The organism is Microbacterium sp. H83 (assembly GCF_001650405.1).
Classification (GTDB): domain Bacteria; phylum Actinomycetota; class Actinomycetes; order Actinomycetales; family Microbacteriaceae; genus Microbacterium.
The window spans coordinates 24,675-43,263 of the sequence record NZ_LWCU01000056.1 but is presented as its reverse complement, the minus strand read 5'-3'; the positions used below and the strand labels follow the sequence as shown (position 1 = coordinate 43,263).

Genomic DNA, 18,589 nt, shown 5'->3' with positions numbered 1-18,589 from the left:
CCGTCAGGACCGACGTGTCACCAGATCGTCACTCGCGAGTCCTGCGGCAGCCACAGAGCATCCGACTCGGACACGTCGAAGGCCTCGTAGAAGGCGTCGATGTTGCGGACGATCTGGTTGCACCGGAACTCGTTCGGCGAATGCGGGTCGATCGTGAGCAGGCGCAGGGTCTCGGCCTCGCGGCTCTTCTGCTGCCACACCTGAGCCCACGACAGCAGGAGGCGCTGCACCCCCGTGTAGCCGTCGACCACCGGCGCCTCGGCGCCCGCCAGCGAGAGCTCGTACGCCTTGAGCGCGATGCCCAGGCCGCCGAGGTCGCCGATGTTCTCGCCGATCGTCAGGGCGCCGTTCACGTGGTGCTCGGCGTCGAGACCCTCGGGCACGAGCTCGTCGTACTGCGCGATGAGAGCCCTGGTGCGCTGCTCGAACGCCGAGCGATCGGCATCAGTCCACCAGTCCTCGAGCTTGCCGTCGCCGTCGTAGCGGCTGCCCTGGTCGTCGAAGCCGTGACCGATCTCATGGCCGATCACCGCGCCGATGCCGCCGTAGTTGGCGGCCGCATCGCGGGAGGCGTCGAAGAACGGATACTGCAGGATCGCCGCCGGGAACACGATCTCGTTCATCGAGGGGTTGTAGTACGCGTTCACCATCTGCGGCGGCATGTGCCACTCGTCGCGGTCGATGGGGGCGCCGATCTTCGCGACGTTGCGGTCGTGCTCGAAGATCGCCGCCCGGCGCACATTGCCGAACAGGTCGGACCGGTCGATGGCGAGCGACGAGTAGTCGCGCCACACCATGGGGTGGCCGATCTTCGGGGTGAAGGAGTCGAGCTTCGCGAGGGCGCGCTCACGCGTCTCGGCGGTCATCCACTCGAGGTCGGCGATGCTCTGCCGGTACGCCTCGATGAGGTTCGCGACGAGCTCGTCCATCGCGGCTTTCGCGGTCGGCGGGTAGTGGCGCTCGACGTACACCTTGCCGATGGCCTCGCTCAGCGCGCCCTCCGTCACCGAGACGCCGCGCTTCCACCTCTCGCGGATCGTGGGCACGCCGGTGAGCTCGGTGCCGTAGAACGAGAAGTTCTCCTGCACGAAGTCGTCGGTCAGGTAGGGCGCTGCGGCGTGCACCACCTGCGCGCGCAGCCAGGCCTTCCAGTCGTCGAGACGTGCGTCGACGAGGAGGCCGCCGAGCCCCTCGAGGAAGCTGGGCTGCGAGACGACCATCTCGGCGAAGGCCTCGGGGCGCTCGGGCGCGACGGCGTCGCGCCAGGGCGTGAGGTCGACGCCGGCGAGCTCCTGCACCTCGTCCCACGTCCGGAGGTTGTAGGTGGCGACCGCGTCGCGACTGCGCACGTTGTCCCAGTGGTGCCCGGCGAGCTCGGTCTCGAGCGCGATGGCGCTGTCCGCCGTCGCCGCCGGGTCCTGGACGCCGGCGAGGGTCAGCAGACGCTCGAGATGGGCGTGATACGCCGCGCGCGTGTCGGAGAACGTGTCGAGCCGGAAGTAGCTCTCATCGGGGAGCGAGAGGCCCGACTGCACGATGACGGGCAGGTAGCGCTCGGGATCGCCGGGATCGCCGTCGACGTAGAACCCGATGAGGTGGGCGCGGCCGTCGCGGTCGTAGGCGCCGGCGACGCGCAGCAGCTCGGGGATGCCGTCGATCGCGTCGATCTCGGCCAGGGTCGAGACGAGCGGGGTGGCGCCGGCCGCGGCGATGCGCTCGGTGTCCATGAAGCTCGCGAAGAGGTCGCCGATCTTGCGTGCCAGGGTGCCCTCCTCGGCATCCTGCGATTCCTCGATGATGGCGCGCACGTCCTTCTCGGCCTGCTCGGCGAGGAGATGGAACGACCCCCACCGCGCCTTGTCGCCGGGGATCTCGGTGCGCTCGAGCCAGGATCCGTTGACGTGCCTGTACAGGTCGTCCTGCGGGCGGATGTCGGAGCTGAACTCGGAGGTCTCCAGGCCGGAGGGAAGCACATCTGTCATGCGAACAGCCTAGGCGGCGGTCGGACATTCGCGGCAGGGCGAGCTGCGTGCGTGGTCAGGACCGGCGACGGATGCCGAAGCGGCGACGTCGCCCCGGGGCCGGAGCCTCCGCGGCGGCGGAAGGCTCCGCGGCGCGGGCCGCGCGTCGTGCCGCCCACGCCTCGATCTCGACGTCGACCTCGCGGAGGGCCGTCACGACCGGCGGTCCGCCCTGCAGCTGCCGACGCGCCTCGACGACACGGCGATTGAAGTCCTCCAGCGCCTCACGCACCTCGGCCTCGTGCCGGAGGTGATCGAGGCGCTCGTCGAGGGCCCGGTCCTCGGCCCGCAGCATGATCGCGGGCGGTCCGAGCCCGGTGAGGTTCTCGGTCTGGATCTTGCGCCGGATCCACCAGTCCGGGTCGTGGTGGGTGCCGAGACCCGGGATGGGCTTGCCCGCCCCGGGCAGATCGTCGAAATCTCCTCGGCGCATCGCGATCTGGATCGCCGTCTCGATGTATGCGGCGCGGTCGACGGCCGCGGCGGCACCGGGCGGGGAACCGGCGTCGGCATCGCTCGCCTCGTCCGGGAGGTCGCCCTGCCGGCGCGCGCGGTACCTCGCTGCAGCCTCGCGCGGATCGCTCATGTCGCACCTCCGTGGCATCCGGTCGGTCCCTCCAGCGTACGACCGCGCGGGCACGGACGGGCCGGAGGACCGGGAGGCCTCCGGACGTCGGCGCCAGCCCATAGGCTCGGAGGATGACCGGGCGCACCCTCAACCGCGAGATCCTGCGCCTCGCCGTCCCCGCGCTCGGCGCCCTGATCGCCGAGCCCGCGTTCCTCATCGTCGACGCGGCCCTCGTCGGGCATCTCGGCACGACGCCCCTCGCCGGCCTCGGCATCGCCGGCGCCGTGCTGCAGACCATCGTCGGCCTCATGGTGTTCCTCGCCTACGCGACGACCCCCGCCGTCGCCCGGCTGTTCGGTGCCGGGCGGCCCGGCGAGGCCGTGTCTGTCGGCATCAACGGGATGTGGCTGGCTCTCTCGATCGGCGCCGTGCTGGCCGCCGCCGGCGCCGCCTCCTCCCCCTGGCTCGTCTCCCTGTTCGGTGCGAGCGACGCGGTGGCGGCCGACGCGAACGCGTATCTCGTGGTGTCGATGTGGGGGCTCCCCGCGATGCTCATCGTGTTCGCCGCCACGGGCCTGCTGCGCGGCATGCAGGACACCGTCACGCCGCTGTGGATCGCCGGGCTCGGCTTCGGCGCGAACGGCCTGCTCAACGTGCTCTTCATCTACGGTCTCGGCTGGGGGATCGCCGGCTCCGCCGCGGGCACGGTCGTCGCGCAGTGGGGCATGGTCGGCGCGTACGTCCTCGTGGTGCGGCGACTCGCCGCCCGCCACGACGCCTCGCTGCGCGCCCGGCGCGACGGACTCGGCAGCACGGCGCGGTCGGGCGGCTGGCTGTTCCTGCGCACCGTGAGCCTGCGGGCCGCACTGCTCGTGACCGTGGCGGTGGCCACCGGGATCGGCACCGGCGAGCTCGCGGGCTGGCAGATCGTGTTCACGATCTTCTCGGCCGCCGCCTTCGCCCTCGACGCCCTCGCGATCGCTGCTCAGGCGCTGATCGGGAAGGAGCTGGGCGCCGGCGACGAGCAGCAGGTGCACCGCGTCCTCGGCCGCACCGTCGCGTGGGGCGCGTGGTTCGGCGTCGCCGTGGGCGCGCTCATCGCCGCGGCATCCGGCGTGCTCGGCATCGTCTTCACGGGCGACGCGGAGGTCGCGGCGCTCGTGCAGCCCGCACTCCTCGTCCTCGCGATCGCGCAGCCGGTCGCCGGGGTGGTGTTCGTCCTCGACGGCGTGCTGATGGGCGCGGGCGACGCCCGCTACCTCGCGATCGCGGGAGGTCTGAACCTCGTCCCCTTCCTGCCGGCGCTCTGGCTCATCGCGGCCACGGGCGTCGACGGATGGGCGGGGCTGGTCTGGCTCGCCGTCGCGTTCTTCGGGATCTATCTGCTCGCCCGCCTGGCGACCCTCGGGTGGCGGGTCCGGTCGGGGCGATGGCTCAGCGCCGGCGGGTGACGGGACTCCCGCTCACGCGCTCTCGAGCTCGGCGATCACGATCTTCTTCATGTGCATGAGCGCCTGGATCTGCTCCGGCCGTTGCTGCAGCAGATCCAGTCCGGCGGGGACGATCTGCCAGCTGACGCCGAAGCGGTCCTTGCACCAGCCGCAGGCCTCCGACTCCGGAACGGCCGACAGCGCCGCCCAGTAGTGATCGATCTCGGCCTGGTCCTCGCACGCGATGAGAACGAGACCGACTCGTTGAAGGTGAACTCCGGCCCGCCGTCGAGGCAGCCGAAGGGCATCCCGTTCAGCGTGAACTCGCCGTTGATGACCTTGCCGCCCATGCCCCGGAAGTGGCGGTCGAGCGATTCGTCGGGATAGTGGGCCACGGCATCGACGGACGAGTTCGGGAAGACGGAGACGTAGTAGTCCATCGCCTCCTGTGCGCGACCGTCGAACCAGAGGAACGGACGGATGGGGGTCAGATCTGCCATGGCGGCCTCCTCGATCGGCACTCACGCTACGCGCGTCGCCGAACCGTGTCGAGGGCTCAGTCCGCGTACCTGCGGCACCACTCGTACATGATGACGGCCGCGGCGGCGCTCGCGTTGATCGACCGCGTGGAGCCGTACTGGGTGATCTCCACGTGCGCGGATGCCGCGGCGAGCGCCGCATCCGAGAGGCCGGGCCCCTCCTGACCGAAGAGCAGCACGCAGCTCTGCGGCAGGTCGGCGCGATCGACGCGCACGGCGCCCTCGACGTTGTCGACCGCGATGATCGGGATGCCCTCGGCCTCCGCCCACGCGGCGAACGACTCGACGTCGTCGTGGTGCACGACGTGCTGGTACCGGTCGGTGACCATGGCGCCGCGCTTGTTCCAGCGTCGCCGGCCGATGATGTGCACGGTGTCCGCGAGGAAGGCGTTGGCGCTGCGCACGATCGAGCCGATGTTCATGTCGTGCTGCCAGTTCTCGATGGCGACGTGGAACGGATGCCGCCGCGTGTCGAGGTCGTCGACGATCGCCTCCATCCGCCAGTAGCGGTAGCGGTCGATCACGTTCCGGGTGTCGCCGCCGGCGAGCAGCTCCCGGTCGTAGCGGTCGTCCTTCGGCCAGGCGGCCTCGCCGCCCGGCCACGGCCCGACGCCGTACCCCGGCTGCGCGGGCGAGCCGCTCGTCTCGGCGTGCGTCGGGGGCTGGTCGTCCATCCGACCAGGCTATCCGGCTCCCTCGCATTCGCCGGCTGCGGATATTTAGGCTCACCGAAAAATCCGCTACGATTTCGGCATGCCGAAAACTGCAGCGATCGACGACACTCCCGTCGCGCGGACCACACCGCCGCGGAGCCTCTGGCTGCTCGGACCCGCACTCGTCGCCGGAGTCGCCTACCTCGACCCCGGCAACGTCGCGAGCAACATGACGGCAGGCGCTCAGTACGGATACCTGCTCGTCTGGGTGGTGATCGCCGGCAACGTGATGGCCTGGCTGATCCAGTACCTGTCCGCCAAGCTCGGCGTGGTCACCGGACAGAGCCTGCCCGAGGTCCTGGGCAGCCGGCTCACGAAGCCCTGGGCGCGACGCGCGTACTGGCTGCAGGCGGAGCTCGTCGCGATGGCCACCGATCTGGCCGAGGTCATCGGCGGGGCCGTCGCGCTGCATCTCCTCTTCGACATCCCGCTGCTCCTCGGCGGTCTCATCACAGGGGCCGTGTCGATGGCGCTCCTCGTGGTGCAGAGCCGGCGGGGTCCTCGCCCGTTCGAGTTCGTCATCATCGCGCTCATGGCGATCATCACCGTCGCCTTCATCGCCGGCCTCTTCGTCGCCCCGCCGGACGCGGCGAGCGTCGTCGGCGGTCTCCTCCCTCGGTTCGAGGGCACCGGGTCGGTGCTGCTCGCAGCCTCCATCCTCGGGGCGACGATCATGCCGCACGCGATCTACGCCCACTCCTCCCTCACTCGCGATCGCTTCGGCGCCGCGGGGACGCACGCGCCGACCGAGGCCGCGCGCACCGACACGTCCCGCATCCGGCGGCTGCTCACGGCCACCCGCTGGGACGTGTCCATCGCCATGCTCATCGCCGGGACGGTGAACCTCGGCATCCTGCTGCTCGCCGCCGCCAACCTCGCCGGCGTGGAGGGCACCGATTCGCTCAAAGGCGCGCACGCGGCGCTCGCCTCCGGCCTGGGCCCCGTCGTCGCGACGTTCTTCGCGGTGGGGCTGCTGGCCTCGGGCCTCGCGTCGACGTCGGTCGGCGCCTACGCGGGTGCGGAGATCATGCACGGCCTCCTGCGGGTGCGCATCCCGCTGCTCGCCCGACGGCTCGTCACCCTCATGCCGGCTCTCGTCATCCTCGGCGTCGGCGTCGATCCGACGCTGGCGCTCGTGCTCAGCCAGGTGGTGCTGTCCTTCGGCATCCCCTTCGCCCTGATCCCCCTCGTCGCCCTGACGGCCCAGCGCCGCACGCTCGGCGAGTGGGCGAACCGCGCGTGGACGACGGTGGCCGGCGTCGTGGCATCCGTGCTTCTCATCGCCCTCAACGCCGCACTGCTCTGGCTCGTGCTCTCCGGCGCCTGAGTGACGGTTCGAGCGGGTCGGGGGCGAGGATTAGGCTCGACACCATGTCTGCCGATTCCGCGCGCCGCTCCGTCCGCATCCTCACCTGGATCGGCATCGCGACCGGCGTGGTCGGAGCACTGCTCGTGGCGTTCCCCTCGGTTCTCCCCGTCGGCGGCCCGTGGGTGCAGCTCGCGCTCGGGATCGCGACGCTCGTCCTCGCCTTCCGCGCGCGCAAGATCGGCATCGCCGACGTCGAGGGGTTCGACGGGCGTCTGTCGCTGTTCGCCGCGCTGCTCGGCTTCCTCGTCGTGTTCTTCGCCGGACAGGTCGCGTTCGGGCTGCTCGTGGAGGTCGCGAACTCCTGATCTAGGCTGGAACGGTGGCATCCCCGGCAGCTGACGACTATCTGAAGACCGTCTACGCGCACACCGAATGGCAGGATGCGCCGATCACGCCGTCGGTGCTCGCCGCGAAGCTGGGCATCGCCCCCTCGTCCGTGACCGAGATGGTCAAGAAGCTCGCCGCGGCGGGCCTCGTCTCGCACGTGCCCTACGGCGCTGTGCGGCTGACGGATGCCGGAACGCGACGCGCACTCGCGATGGTGCGCCGGCACCGTCTCATCGAGACGTGGCTCGTGCAGGAGTTCAGCTACGGCTGGCACGAGGTGCACGACGAGGCCGAGGTGCTGGAGCACACCATCAGCGATCGCCTGCTCGAGGGGATCGACGAGAGGCTCGGCCGCCCGCGGTTCGATCCCCACGGCGACGCCATCCCGGATGCCGCTGGCGTCGTCCACCGCGAGCCGTTCGTGCTGCTCGCGGACGCGCCGACGGGACATTCCGGACGAGTCCTGCGCGTCGACGACCGGGACCCCGAGCTGCTGCGTGCACTCGAGTCGCTCGGCCTCGTGGTCGCCGCCGAGGTCACCACGACGGCCGCAGGCCTCGAGCTCGCGGGTGTCGATCGGGAGCTGCCCGACGGCGCGGCGGACGTGGTCTGGCTCACCGCCTGACCACGCGGTGACCCCGGACCCCGTCCGTCGGCACCGCCCAATAGGCTGTGCACATGGGACACCGTGACGACATCGAATGCTGGCTGACCGACATGGACGGCGTGCTCGTGCATGAGAACACCGCCATCCCCGGCGCGTCCGAGCTGCTCGCCGGCTGGGAGCAGAACGAGATCCCCTACCTGGTGCTCACCAACAACTCGATCTTCACGGCGCGCGATCTCTCGGCTCGGCTGCGAGCGAGCGGACTCGTGGTCCCCGAGGACCGCATCTGGACATCGGCGCTCGCGACGGCGGACTTCCTGCGCCAGCAGCTGCCCGGCGGCTCGGCCTTCGTGATCGGCGAGGCCGGCATCCTCACCGCTCTGCACGAGGCGGGGTTCATCATGACCGAGACGGACCCCGACTTCGTCGTCGTCGGCGAGACGCGCAACTACTCGTTCGAGGCGATCACCAAGGCGATCCGGCACATCAACAAGGGCGCCCGCTTCATCGTCACGAATCCGGACGCGACGGGCCCCTCGGCCGACGGGGTGCTGCCGGCGACCGGCGCGATCGCCGCGCTCATCACCAAGGCCACGGGCAAGGAGCCCTATGTGGTCGGCAAGCCGAATCCGATGATGTTCCGCTCCGCCCTGAACAAGATCGGGGCGCACTCGAAGAAGACCGGCATGATCGGCGACCGCATGGACACCGACATCATCGCGGGCATCGAGGCGGGATTGCACACCGTGCTCGTGATGACGGGCATCAGCGACGAGGCCGAGGTGCAGAAGTACCCGTTCCGCCCGGACGAGATCGTCGACTCGGTCGCCGATCTGCTGCCGACGGTCACCGAGTCGATCCCCACGCTCGACGAGGACTGACAGGCGCGGACATGGGCGCACTCGACGAGGGCGAGCGGGTCTCGGCGGCGGATGCCGCGGCGTGGCGCGCCTGGCTCGAGGAGCACCACGAACGCGGGGCCGGCGTCTGGCTGCTCAGCGTGCGCGGCGGGGGCGCCGCAGGCGTCGGGTACGACGACGCGGTGCGACAGGCGCTGTGCTTCGGCTGGATCGACGGACCGGTGCGCACCTTCGACGACACGACCGTCGGCCAGTGGTTCTCGCCGCGCCGTCGCGGCAGCGGGTGGGCGGCGACGAACAAGGCCAGGCTGGTCGACCTCGAGGCCGCCGGGCTGCTCGCTCCGGCCGGCATCCGGGTGCTGGAGGCGGCCAAGGCCGACGGATCGTGGACGATGCTCGACGGCCCGGAGGCCGGGATCGAGCCCGAGGAGCTGACGGCGGCGCTGGACGCGGTGCCCGCTGCGCGCGCCCACTGGGACGCCTTCCCGAAGTCCGTGAAGAAGTTCGGCCTCACGCACATCGCCATGGCGAAGCGCGCCGAGACCCGATCCGCCCGGATCGCGAAGATCGTGGCGGATGCCGCGGAGGGGAAGCGCCCGTGAACCAGTCCGACCTGCTGTTCCTGGTCCTGTTCGTCATCCTGCTGAGCTCGCTGACGGTGTTCATCGTGCAGTTCATCCGCTCGCGGCGCCGTGGCGGCGGCGCGGACGGCGACGGCCGCGCCGGCTGGTGGGAAGGCCCCTGGGACGACGACGACCGCAAGCGCTGACGCTCAGCTCAGCTCAGCTCAGCTCAGCTCAGCGTCAGGCTGTGGACCCTGTCGATCGGTTCCGGCATCCGGAGCGGACCCGGTCCCGGGGTGATCGTGCCGAGGATGCGCGGCTCCCGTGCACCCGTTCCGCCGGGCGTCACAGCGGCCACGCCGTGCATCGTGCACCAGCCGATCAGCGCGAACAGGATCGCCTCCTTGCTGTCGACGGGGGCTCCGAGCTCGTCCGCGAGCACCACGTCTACGAGCGGCAGGGCCGCACGGAGCCCGTCCATGATCAGCGGGTTGTGGCATCCCCCGCCGGAGACCGCGAGGAACCCGATGCCGGCGGCGTGCACGTCCTGCGCGACCGTGCGGACGGTCAGCTCGGTGAGCGTCCGCACGAGGTCGGCGACCGCGACGTCACGCCCCTCTGTGCGCGAACGCACGTACTCGAGGTGGAAGTGCTCCTTGCCCGTGCTCTTCGGCGCGGGCAGCGCGTAGTACGGGTCGGCGAGCAGCGCCGCGAGGAGGTCGTGATCGACGACCCCGGTGCGCGCGACCGCGGCGTCCGCGTCGTAGCCGAGCTCGTTCAGTCCTTCCGCCACGATGACCGCGTCGACGAGCGCGTTGGCCGGGCCGATGTCGTACGCCGACAGGCCGTCGGGCCCGACCACGGTCATGTTCGCGATGCCGCCGAGATTGACGGCTGCCGAGACGCCCGCGCGGCCGCGCAGGAGGAGCTCGTCGAGGTAGGACACCAGGGGTGCGCCGTGCCCCCCGACCGTGATGTCACGGATACGGACGTCGGACACCACCGGTGCGCCGACACGCTCGGCGATCCACGCGGGCTGGCCGATCTGGAGGGTTCCGCGCGCGTGCCCTCCGTCGACCCAGTGGTAGACGGTCTGGCCGTGCGTGCACACGGCATCCACTCCCCCGACCGCCGCGGATGCGGACGCCGCGACCTCCGCGAACGCCTGGCCGATCAGCGTGTCGAGCTCGCACATCTCGGCGAAGGTGGTCGGCGCGGGCGGCAGCGCCGCGACGAGGCGGGCACGCAGCTCGGGGTCGTACGGGACGCTGTCCTCGTGCAGGACGGTGCCGCGCAGCTCTCCGTCACTCTCCTCGAAGGCCACGACCGTGACATCGATCCCGTCATGAGAGGTGCCTGAGAGCAGTCCGAGTACGCGCATGCGTGATCCTTCCGTCGCCTCCTACGAGCGTATGACGGTTTTGTTAAGGAGGCGAACGGAAGACGGTGACCTGTCCTGCACGACCACCTCTCAGACCGCGTTCTCCCCACTGCCCGATCGATGACCCGCACCGCCGGTCACCCTGGTCGTCGCCTGCGTAGCATTCTGCGAGACCCCACCGTCCACCCGCAGAATGGGAGCATGTTCGTGTCCGCAGAGATCATCGCGATCGTCCTCAGCGCCGTGGGCATCGTGGTCACGCTGGCAGTGGCGATGTTCGCGGGCTTCTCCTGGTGCGTCCGGCGCACCGACGGGCTCGAAACGAAACTCTCCTCGTGCATCGACGGAGTCGAAGCGAAGCTCTCCGCCCGCATCGACGCTGTCGCAAGCGATCTGTCCGAGGTCGAGAAGTCCCTCGTCGCGCGCATCGACGCTGTCGCAAGCGATCTGTCCGAGGTCGAGAGGTCCCTCGTCGCGCGCATCGACGCTGTCGCGGCCGACACGACCGACCTGAAGATCGCGATGGCACGCATCGAGGGCCCGCAGCGCCACCTCGTCGTCGCGTCGCGGTGACCGCGCTTCGGGAAGCGGGCCTCAGCGCAGGACGAGCGCCGCGGCGCCGATGAGCGGACCTTCATCGCCGAGGCCCGAGCGCACCACGCGGGTACGGCGCGAGTATTCATGGGCCGCGCTCGCGGTGAGCGCCTGCTGCACGAGGTCGATGTAGTCGGCCGACACCCGCGAGAATCCGCCGCCGATCGCGACGACATCGAGATCGACGAGCGTCGCGGCATCCGCGAGCGCTTCACCGACCGCCGTCGCCGAGCGCTCGATCGCGGCCCGAGCGATGGGGTCCCCCGCCGCGGAGTCCCGGGCGAGGTCCTCGCCGGTCGATCCGGTCCAGCCCTGCTGCTGAGCCCACGCGGCGCTCGCAGGCCCCGACGCGATCTCCTCGAGAGTGAGCCCGCCCTCACGGCGCACCTGTCCGAGGTGTCCGGCGTTGCCCGTTGCTCCCGGGATGTAGGCGCCGTTCACGACGAAGCCTCCGCCGACGCCGGTCGACACGACGATCGACAGCGAGGCCCCGGCATCCTGCGTGGCACCCAGCCAGGACTCGGCGAGCGCGAGCGCACCGCCGTCGTGACCCAGGATCGTCGGCACATCGCGCCCGAGAACGCCGGATGCCGCGGCGCGGACGGACTCGGCGAGGCCGAAACCCCGGCCGAGCGGCATGTTCACCGGCATGATGGCGCCGGCACCACGGTCGATCGGTCCGGCGCTGCCTGCCCCGGCCCCGACGAGCTCGGCATCCGCCGGCAACGCCGTGAGGGCGTGCCTAACGATCGAGACGACGGCGGCGTCCAACGACTCGAGGGTCGCCTCCCGGCCGGTCGCCTGACGCGAGCGGCTGCCCTCGACCAGTGTGCCGTGCTCATCGACGAGCGCGGCCTCCATCTTGGTGCCGCCGACATCGACGGCCAAGGCGTACCTGGTCACTGCGGGTCGAGTCCGAGGTCGTCGAGGTCGAAGGCTGCGCGCCACTCGAGACCCTCGGCTTCGACGGCGGCCTGTGCCCCGGTCTTGCGGTCGACGATCACGGCGACGGCCACGACCTCCGCGCCCTCCGTGCGCAGAGCCTCGACGGCCTTGAGCGCGGACTGGCCCGTGGTCGAGGTGTCCTCGAGCACGACGACGCGCTTCCCCGCGACATCGGCGCCCTCGATCTGGCGGCCGCGGCCGTGGTCCTTCGGCTCCTTGCGCACGACGAACGCGTCGAGCGGCCGGTCGGTCGCGACCGACGCATGGAGCACCGAGTTCGCGATCGGGTCGGCGCCGAGCGTCAGGCCCCCGACCGCCACGACGTCGAGGTCGCCGATGAGGTCCAGCATGACGCGGCCGATGGCAGGAGCCGCGCGGTGATCGAGTGTGAGCTTGCGCATGTCGACGTAGTACGTCGCCTTCTTGCCGCTCGAGAGGGTGAAGTCGCCGTGGAACACCGCCTCGTCCGTGATGAGGTCGAGGAGCGTCTGGCGATCTGTGTCGAGTGCGGTCACGGCATCCAGTGTAGGAGGCACGGCCTAGGCTTGACGCATGCGCTTGGCCACCTGGAACGTCAACTCCATCCGCACCCGCGTGACCCGCACCGTCGAGTTCGCCGTCCGAGAGGACATCGACGTGCTGGCGATGCAGGAGATCAAGTGCAAGCCCGAGCAGTTCCCCTACGCGCCGTTCGAAGAGGCGGGCTATCACGTCGAGGTCCACGGCCTGAACCAGTGGAACGGCGTCGCGATCGCCAGCCGACTGCCCGTCACCGACGTCCGCACCGCGTTCGACGGCATGCCGGGCTTCGCGAAGGGGCATGAAGGTCCTGACGCGCCGCTCGAGGCCCGCGCGCTCGGCGTGATGGTCGACGGCGTCCGCGTCTGGAGCCTCTACGTGCCGAACGGCCGCTCGCTCGACGACCCGCACTACCGGTACAAGCTGCACTGGCTCGAGGAACTCAAGAAGGCGACGGCCGCCGAGCTGTCGGCGAACCCCGACCTCCCCCTCGCCCTGGTCGGCGACTTCAACATCATCCCGTTCGCCCATGACAACGGAGACCCCGCGATCGTCGAGGGCGTCTCCACGCACGTGTCCCCTCCCGAGCGCGACGCGTTCTTCGCACTCGCCGACGCCGGGGTCACCGACGTCGTGCGGCCGCTGCTCCCCGAGGGGTACACCTACTGGGACTACCAGCGGCTGAAGTTCCCCCGCAACGAGGGCATCCGCATCGATTTCATCCTCGGCTCGCGCACCTTCGCCGACGCGGTGACGGGCGCCTCGATCCACCGCGAGGAGCGCAAGGGCGAGCAGCCGAGCGATCACGTGCCGGTGGTGGCGGAGCTCGATCTCGGCGGAGAGGACGATGCCGACGACGACCTTCCGATGATCTTCTCCTGACGCAGGCTCCGACGCCATGGCGCTGCGCCTGATCGCGACCGACCTCGACGGCACGCTGCTGACGTCCGCCGTCGAGGTCAGCCCGCGCACCCGCGCAGCACTCGACGCGGCACGAGCCCGCGGCATCCATGTCGTCCCGGTCACCGCGCGGCAGCCGATCGGCCTGCGCGCGATCGCCGGCGGCGCGGGCTTCGACGACTGGGCGCTGTACAGCAACGGCGCCTACGCCACGCACCTCACCGATGGGCGGATGCTGTTCGCCGAGGAGCTCCCCTCCGCGACGATCCGCACCCTGGCCGAGGCGCTGCGCGCCAGCATCCCCGGACTCCTGTTCGCCAGCGTGCGCGACGGCGGTGAGGGCTTCGTCGCGCAGCACGGCTACGCCGAGATCGCCGACCTCTCCGACCACAAGCGCGACCCGAAGACGATGGGCGGCGTGCCGCTCGACCAGGTGCTGGCGGCGCCGAGCCTGAAGTTCGTGATCCGGCATCCGGAGCTCGCGCCGGCCGCGCTCTTCGACGCCCTGCGCGACCTCGGGCTCACCGGCTTCGAGGCGACGCTGTCGGGGGCTCCGTTCGTCGAGGTCATGGCCGAAGGGGTGACGAAGGCGACGGGTCTCGCACGCCTGTGCGCGCACGTCGGCATCGATCGCGCCGACGTGGTCGCCTTCGGCGATGCGCTCAACGACGTCGAGATGCTGCGGTGGGCGGGTCACGGCGTCGCCATGGCCGATGCGGCACCTGTGGTGCAGGAGGCCGCGGACGAGACGACCACCTCGAACGATGACGACGGCGTCGCGCGGGTCATCGAGCGGATGCTCGGCTGACGCCCCCCGACGATCAGTCCTCGAACGTGGATACCTCCGGCACCCGGTCCGTCCGTCCGTAGCGCAGCAGCAGGACACCCTCATCGTCCGGCGTCGGCGGCTCGAGCAGCCTCAGCACCGAGGGCAGGGCGCCATCGTCGAACACCTTCTTGCCCACGCCGAGGAGGATCGGATAGACCCAGAGATTCAGCTCGTCGAACAGCCCCTCGGCGAGCAGCGAGTGCACGAAGTCGATGCTGCCGATCACGTGCACCTCATCATGACGCTCCCGCAGCTCGGCGATCTCCGCCGCGAGGTCGCCTCCGACCCGCACGCTGCCCTGCCACGGCAGGTCGCGGGTCTCATCCCTCGTCGCGACGTACTTCGGCACGCGGTCGAAGAGTCGTCCGATCTCGCCGGACGGTCCCTCGGTGTGGTGGGGCCAGTAGGAGGCGAAGATGTCGTAGGTGCGGCGACCGAGGAGCAGGGCGTCGAGCCGCTGCATCCCCCTCGCCACGCCCTCGCCCATGCCGGACGACGGGTACCCGGCCTGCCAGCCGCTGAACTCGAAGCCGCCGGAGGTGTCCTCACCGACGCCGCCCGGTCCCTGCGCGACGCCGTCGAGGGTCATGAAGAGGTCGATCAGGACGCGTCCGGTCATGGCAGTGCTCCTTCGCACAGATCGTGATCCACTCAGTATGCGCCCGTCGCGCCCGCCGCGCCCGATGCGCCCGTCGCGCCCGTCGCGCCCCAGCGACCGAGGGCGTCGATCGCCTCGCGCAGCGCCTCGCCCCGCTCGGTCAGGGCGTAGGCCCGCGTGTTGTGCCGCAGCGGCAGGCGGCGCAGCACGCCCGCCGCCTCCAGTTCTCGCAGACGCGTCGCGAGCATGTTCGTGGGTGCTCCGAGATCGCGCTGCAGGTCGCCGTAGCGCTGCGGTCCGTCGAGCAGGCGCTCCACGATGAGCAGCGCCCAGCGCGCGCCGACGACCTCGAGCGCCGCCGGAAGGTCGCTCACGACGCCGTGTCGGCGTCCGTCTTCATCCAGAACGGCGAGTAGTGGTACCCGTCGGGGTCGTCGAACTGACGCTGGTACATGAAGGGGTAGTCGTCGGTGTCGCCGATGCGTCCTCCCGCGGCGCTCGCGCGCTCGACGAGCTCGTCGACCGCCTCACGGCTGCCGAGGTCGAACGAGACCGTGACCTTCGAGGGTGTATCAAGAGCGTCCGGTGGGGCCGCGTCAGTCCGACGGGACGGCATCCGCCCGCGGGCGGAGTCCGAGGAGCGCGAGCGCGCCGGCGCCCGCGGTCAGCACCGCCACCGCGGCGAGCCCGACGCCAGGGACGGATGCCGTGGCCACGGCTCCCGCGACGAGCGGGCCGCCGGCGTCACCGAGCTCTCTGCCGAGCTCCGCGCTGCCCATCGTCCGCCCCATGCGCTCGGGCGGGGTCGACGCCGCGAGATGCGAGAACGCCACCGGCGTGGCCGTGCCGACGCCGAGGCCGACGAGCAGTGCGGTCGCGACGAGAGCGGCAGGGTGTCCGGCGACCGCCGCGATCGCGATGCCGACCGCGATGAGCGAGAGTCCGCCGACGGTGCCGAGTCGCACCGACACGCGCCCCCGGTCGTGCGCGGCTCCGACGAACGGCTGGGCGACGCTCGACGCGATGGCGAGCACCGTGACGATCGCCATGCTCCCCACCGTGTCGAGTCCGGCCTGACGACCGAGCAGCGGGAGGAAGCCGACGGCGACGGCGAGCGCGCCGGTGGTCGCGGCGAGCACGAGGGTGGGCACGAGGAAGCCGGGAGCGATGAGCTCGCGGCCGAGGTCGACGAGCGTCACGCGTCTGCGCGGCAGCACCGGCACGTGCGGCACGGCGACTGCGACCCACCCGGCCGCGACGAGTCCGAGCGCGGCGAGCGCCCAGAACAGTGCCGGCATTCCGCCCCACACCACGAGCACGGCGCCGAGCAGCGGTCCGAGCGCGTACCCGAGGCTCTTCCAGGATCCGTAGCGGCCGAAGTAGCGGCCGCGCGTGGCGTCGTCGGTCAGCCGCGCGACGGCCGCGGACGACGACGGCGAGAAGGCGGAGGCCGCGGCTCCCTGGCCGAACCGCCCGAGGACGAGACCGAGCATGCCCGGCACGACGGCACCCACGACCGAGAACGCCGAGAAGGCGAGCAGCCCGCCGATGATGACCGGGCGCACGCCCACCCGGTCGCTCAGAGCACCGAACAGGGGCTTCAGCAGCACCTCGGCGAGGTCGTACAGCGCCAGCGTCAGGCCGAACGCGAGGAGCGTCCAGCCTCGTCGGCCGCCCTGTCCCCCGCACGGGGGATGCCGCCGCATCCGCGCCCCCGTAGGTTGGGGGGATGCCCGCAGCGCCGTTCACCCGCACCCCGAGCGCCCGCGAGAAGCGCAGCGACGTCGTGCTCGCGGCGATCATGTTCGTCGGCGCCGTGCTCAGCGCCGCACTGTCGACGGTCGCCGAGATCTACGGCGAGACGAGAGCCGAGCCGTGGACCGCTCTCGTCTACGCGGTCGCCGTGACGGCGCCGCTCGCGCTCCGGCGGCGCTTCCCCGGCCCCGTCGCCGTGGCCGTGTGCCTGGCGTACTTCCTCGCGATCTCCTTCCAGGTGCCCGAGATCTACGTCGGCAACATCGCGATGTTCGTGTCGCTGTACACGGTGGGCGCCTGGATGGCGAACCGTCGGGCGGCCATGATCGTCCGCGTCGCCATCATCATCGGCATGTTCGTCTGGCTCATCATCTCGATGTACCGCACCGCGATCGAGGAGGCCGACAAGGCGGAGGTCGCCGCGGGACTCCTCTCGCCGTACCTCGCCTTCATGCTCATCCAGATCCTGCTGAACGCCCTGTACTTCGGCGGCGCCTACTACTTCGGCGAGCGCTCGTGGAACGCGGCGCAGGCACGCGAGGTCCTCGAGCAGCGCACGGCTGAGCTCGAGCGCGAACGAGAGGTCACCGCTGCTCAGGCCGTCGCGCTCGATCGGGTGCGCATCGCCAGGGAGCTCCATGACGTGGTCGCGCACCACGTGTCGGTGATGGGCGTGCAGGCGGGTGCCGCGCGGCTCGTGGTCGATCAGGACCGCGAGCGGGCGAAGACCATCCTCAGCGGCATCGAGGGCTCGGCGCGCGACGCCATCCAGGAGCTGCGGCACCTTCTCGAGACGCTGCGGACGCCCGGCGGCGAGACGACGGATGCCGCGTCGACCGTGACCCTCGACGACATCGCGGAGCTCGTCGAGGCCTCGACCGAGGCGGGACTCGCCACCGACTTCGCCGTGATCGGCGACCCCGTCCCCGTCCCGTCCGTGGTCGCGGTGAACCTGTACCGGATCGCCCAGGAGTCGCTCACCAACGCCCGTCGGCACGCGGGCACCGGAGCCACCGCCGACGTGCGGGTGCGGTACGACGCCGACGGGGTCGAGGTCGAGATCGTCAACACCGGACGCACCGTCACCGCCGTGCGGCCGGGCCTCGGGCAGCTCGGCATGCGCGAGCGCGCGGCCGCCTCGGGAGGCACGATCGAGATGACGCCGCGGCCGTCCGGCGGACTGCGCGTCCGAGCGCGGGTCCCCCTCGCCCCCGCATCCGCATCCGCCCCCGAATCCGACCCGGCATCCGCCCCCGAATCCGACCCGACCGAAGCGAGCACCTCCCGATGACCGCACCCTCCGAGCCCGTCCGCGTCCTGCTCGTCGACGATCACGCCATGCTGCGGGCCGGCTTCCGGACGATCCTCGACACGCAGCCCGACATCACGGTCGTCGGCGAGGCCGCGACGGGCGCCGAGGCCGTGGCGCAGGCCTCCGCGCTGCGCCCCGACGTGATCACGATGGACGTCCAGATGCCCGACATGGACGGCATCGAGGCGACACGGCGCATCGTGGCCGACCCCGAGGTGGCGGCCGCGATCGCCATCGTCACGACCTTCGACCGCGACGACTACCTGTACCAGGCGCTGGACGCCGGGGCCAGCGGGTTCCTCCTGAAGAACGCCGGCGCGGACGACCTGATCGCCGCCGTCCGTGCGCTGGCGGCGGGCGACGGGATGCTGGCGCCCGAGGTGACGCGGCGCGTGCTGTCCCGCTTCGCCGCGTCCGCCGGTCCCGCGGCGCCGGATTCCCGGGCATCGGCTCCCGGTGCATCGGATTCCGGCGCATCGGCTCCGCGTCCGGCCGCGACCGCACTCGTCGAGCCGCTCACCGACCGCGAGGCGGAGGTGCTGGCGCTCCTGGCCGACGCCCGAAGCAATGCCGAGATAGCGGCCGCGCTGTACATCGGCGAGGCGACCGTGAAGACGCACGTCTCGCGCATCCTGCAGAAGCTCGGCGCGCGCGACCGCGTGCAGGCCGTGGTGCTCGCGCACCGCATGGGTCTCGCCTGACGCGAACGCAGACGGGGACGCGGGCACGGGGGCAGCCGCAGCCGCAGCCGGTCAGGTC

The 18,589-nt window shown here is 71.2% G+C and carries 21 protein-coding genes and 2 pseudogenes; 12 read left to right on the top strand and 11 right to left on the bottom strand.

Annotated elements, in window-relative coordinates:
* Nucleotides 1–17: 17 nt before the first annotated feature.
* Both A4X16_RS16950 and A4X16_RS16945 read right to left on the bottom strand, forming a co-directional pair.
* Nucleotides 18–1,982 (bottom strand): M13 family metallopeptidase, encoded by a 1,965-nt coding sequence (locus A4X16_RS16950; protein WP_067123084.1) that lies wholly within the window; start codon nucleotides 1,980–1,982, stop codon nucleotides 18–20.
* Nucleotides 1,983–2,037: 55 nt separating this feature from the next.
* Nucleotides 2,038–2,607: a J-domain-containing protein gene (locus A4X16_RS16945; RefSeq protein ID WP_067123082.1), complete on the bottom strand. Its 570-nt coding sequence runs from the start codon at nucleotides 2,605–2,607 to the stop codon at nucleotides 2,038–2,040.
* A gap of 113 nt (nucleotides 2,608–2,720) precedes the next feature.
* On the opposite strand from A4X16_RS16945, the gene A4X16_RS16940 reads away from it, so the two are divergent.
* Entirely contained in the window at nucleotides 2,721–4,040 is a 1,320-nt protein-coding gene (locus A4X16_RS16940; protein ID WP_067123079.1) for an MATE family efflux transporter, read from the top strand.
* Between the two features lie 12 nt (nucleotides 4,041–4,052).
* On the opposite strand, the pseudogene A4X16_RS17650 reads toward A4X16_RS16940, so the two are convergent.
* Together A4X16_RS17650 and A4X16_RS16935 are read right to left on the bottom strand one after the other, a co-directional pair.
* Nucleotides 4,053–4,459: pseudogene (locus tag A4X16_RS17650) on the bottom strand (VOC family protein).
* A gap of 116 nt (nucleotides 4,460–4,575) precedes the next feature.
* The gene (locus A4X16_RS16935) at nucleotides 4,576–5,232 is read right to left on the bottom strand and encodes a TrmH family RNA methyltransferase (RefSeq protein WP_067123076.1); all 657 of its coding nucleotides are present in this window, start codon (nucleotides 5,230–5,232) and stop codon (nucleotides 4,576–4,578) included.
* Nucleotides 5,233–5,311: 79 nt separating this feature from the next.
* On the opposite strand from A4X16_RS16935, the gene A4X16_RS16930 reads away from it, so the two are divergent.
* Genes A4X16_RS16930 through A4X16_RS18190 form a run of 6 tightly spaced genes read left to right on the top strand, consistent with a single transcriptional unit; the run spans nucleotide 5,312 to nucleotide 9,203 of the window.
* Nucleotides 5,312–6,598, top strand: coding sequence for an Nramp family divalent metal transporter (locus A4X16_RS16930; RefSeq protein ID WP_067123073.1), 1,287 nt, complete (start codon nucleotides 5,312–5,314; stop codon nucleotides 6,596–6,598).
* A gap of 44 nt (nucleotides 6,599–6,642) precedes the next feature.
* Complete coding sequence (locus A4X16_RS16925; RefSeq protein ID WP_067123070.1) at nucleotides 6,643–6,945, top strand: hypothetical protein; 303 nt, start codon at nucleotides 6,643–6,645, stop codon at nucleotides 6,943–6,945.
* 14 nt (nucleotides 6,946–6,959) lie between these two features.
* A complete protein-coding gene (locus A4X16_RS16920) occupies nucleotides 6,960–7,592 on the top strand; it encodes a metal-dependent transcriptional regulator (protein ID WP_067123066.1) in 633 nt (210 codons plus the stop codon).
* Nucleotides 7,593–7,645: 53 nt separating this feature from the next.
* Nucleotides 7,646–8,455 (top strand): HAD-IIA family hydrolase, encoded by an 810-nt coding sequence (locus A4X16_RS16915; RefSeq protein WP_067123063.1) that lies wholly within the window; start codon nucleotides 7,646–7,648, stop codon nucleotides 8,453–8,455.
* An 11-nt stretch (nucleotides 8,456–8,466) separates the two neighbouring features.
* Nucleotides 8,467–9,036: a YdeI/OmpD-associated family protein gene (locus A4X16_RS16910; protein WP_067123060.1), complete on the top strand. Its 570-nt coding sequence runs from the start codon at nucleotides 8,467–8,469 to the stop codon at nucleotides 9,034–9,036.
* Complete coding sequence (locus tag A4X16_RS18190; RefSeq protein ID WP_197491871.1) at nucleotides 9,033–9,203, top strand: hypothetical protein; 171 nt, start codon at nucleotides 9,033–9,035, stop codon at nucleotides 9,201–9,203. The genes A4X16_RS16910 and A4X16_RS18190 overlap by 4 nt, the downstream gene beginning before the upstream one ends.
* 23 nt (nucleotides 9,204–9,226) lie before the next feature.
* Here the strand turns inward: A4X16_RS18190 and A4X16_RS16905 are convergent, their stop codons facing one another.
* Complete coding sequence (locus A4X16_RS16905) at nucleotides 9,227–10,378, bottom strand: anhydro-N-acetylmuramic acid kinase (RefSeq protein ID WP_067123057.1); 1,152 nt, start codon at nucleotides 10,376–10,378, stop codon at nucleotides 9,227–9,229.
* A 201-nt stretch (nucleotides 10,379–10,579) separates the two neighbouring features.
* Between A4X16_RS16905 and A4X16_RS16900 the strand changes: the two genes are divergently transcribed.
* Nucleotides 10,580–10,951 (top strand): hypothetical protein, encoded by a 372-nt coding sequence (locus A4X16_RS16900; RefSeq protein ID WP_231880412.1) that lies wholly within the window; start codon nucleotides 10,580–10,582, stop codon nucleotides 10,949–10,951.
* A gap of 21 nt (nucleotides 10,952–10,972) precedes the next feature.
* Here A4X16_RS16900 and A4X16_RS16895 read toward each other — a convergent pair whose 3' ends face one another.
* Together A4X16_RS16895 and pyrE are read right to left on the bottom strand one after the other, a co-directional pair.
* Nucleotides 10,973–11,875, bottom strand: a complete 903-nt coding sequence (locus A4X16_RS16895; protein WP_067123055.1) for an ROK family protein — start codon at nucleotides 11,873–11,875, stop codon at nucleotides 10,973–10,975.
* Nucleotides 11,872–12,432, bottom strand: a complete 561-nt coding sequence (gene pyrE, locus A4X16_RS16890; protein WP_067123053.1) for an orotate phosphoribosyltransferase — start codon at nucleotides 12,430–12,432, stop codon at nucleotides 11,872–11,874. The genes A4X16_RS16895 and pyrE overlap by 4 nt, the downstream gene beginning before the upstream one ends.
* Before the next feature lie 37 nt (nucleotides 12,433–12,469).
* Here pyrE and A4X16_RS16885 point away from each other — a divergent pair, with 37 nt between their 5' ends.
* Together A4X16_RS16885 and A4X16_RS16880 are read left to right on the top strand one after the other, a co-directional pair.
* Nucleotides 12,470–13,318, top strand: coding sequence for an exodeoxyribonuclease III (locus A4X16_RS16885; protein WP_067123050.1), 849 nt, complete (start codon nucleotides 12,470–12,472; stop codon nucleotides 13,316–13,318).
* Nucleotides 13,319–13,334: 16 nt separating this feature from the next.
* Complete coding sequence (locus tag A4X16_RS16880) at nucleotides 13,335–14,144, top strand: Cof-type HAD-IIB family hydrolase (protein WP_067123047.1); 810 nt, start codon at nucleotides 13,335–13,337, stop codon at nucleotides 14,142–14,144.
* Nucleotides 14,145–14,157: 13 nt separating this feature from the next.
* On the opposite strand, the gene A4X16_RS16875 is transcribed toward A4X16_RS16880, so the two are convergent.
* The 4 genes and pseudogenes from A4X16_RS16875 to A4X16_RS16860 all read right to left on the bottom strand — a co-directional run bounded on the left by A4X16_RS16875 (nucleotide 14,158) and on the right by A4X16_RS16860 (nucleotide 16,469).
* Nucleotides 14,158–14,784, bottom strand: a complete 627-nt coding sequence (locus A4X16_RS16875) for a dihydrofolate reductase family protein (RefSeq protein WP_067123044.1) — start codon at nucleotides 14,782–14,784, stop codon at nucleotides 14,158–14,160.
* Between the two features lie 32 nt (nucleotides 14,785–14,816).
* On the bottom strand, nucleotides 14,817–15,137 hold the full coding sequence (locus A4X16_RS16870; RefSeq protein ID WP_067123041.1) for a winged helix-turn-helix transcriptional regulator: 321 nt from the start codon (nucleotides 15,135–15,137) through the stop codon (nucleotides 14,817–14,819).
* Nucleotides 15,134–15,337 (bottom strand): annotated as a pseudogene (locus A4X16_RS16865) (VOC family protein); the annotation flags it as partial. The gene A4X16_RS16870 and the pseudogene A4X16_RS16865, both read right to left, overlap by 4 nt.
* Nucleotides 15,338–15,359: 22 nt before the next feature.
* Nucleotides 15,360–16,469, bottom strand: coding sequence for an MFS transporter (locus tag A4X16_RS16860; protein WP_067123038.1), 1,110 nt, complete (start codon nucleotides 16,467–16,469; stop codon nucleotides 15,360–15,362).
* A 23-nt stretch (nucleotides 16,470–16,492) separates the two neighbouring features.
* On the opposite strand from A4X16_RS16860, the gene A4X16_RS16855 reads away from it, so the two are divergent.
* Nucleotides 16,493–17,809, top strand: a complete 1,317-nt coding sequence (locus A4X16_RS16855) for a sensor histidine kinase (protein ID WP_067123035.1) — start codon at nucleotides 16,493–16,495, stop codon at nucleotides 17,807–17,809.
* On the top strand, nucleotides 17,806–18,531 hold the full coding sequence (locus A4X16_RS16850; RefSeq protein ID WP_067123031.1) for a response regulator: 726 nt from the start codon (nucleotides 17,806–17,808) through the stop codon (nucleotides 18,529–18,531). The genes A4X16_RS16855 and A4X16_RS16850 overlap by 4 nt, the downstream gene beginning before the upstream one ends.
* The last annotated feature ends 58 nt before the right edge of the window (nucleotides 18,532–18,589 follow it).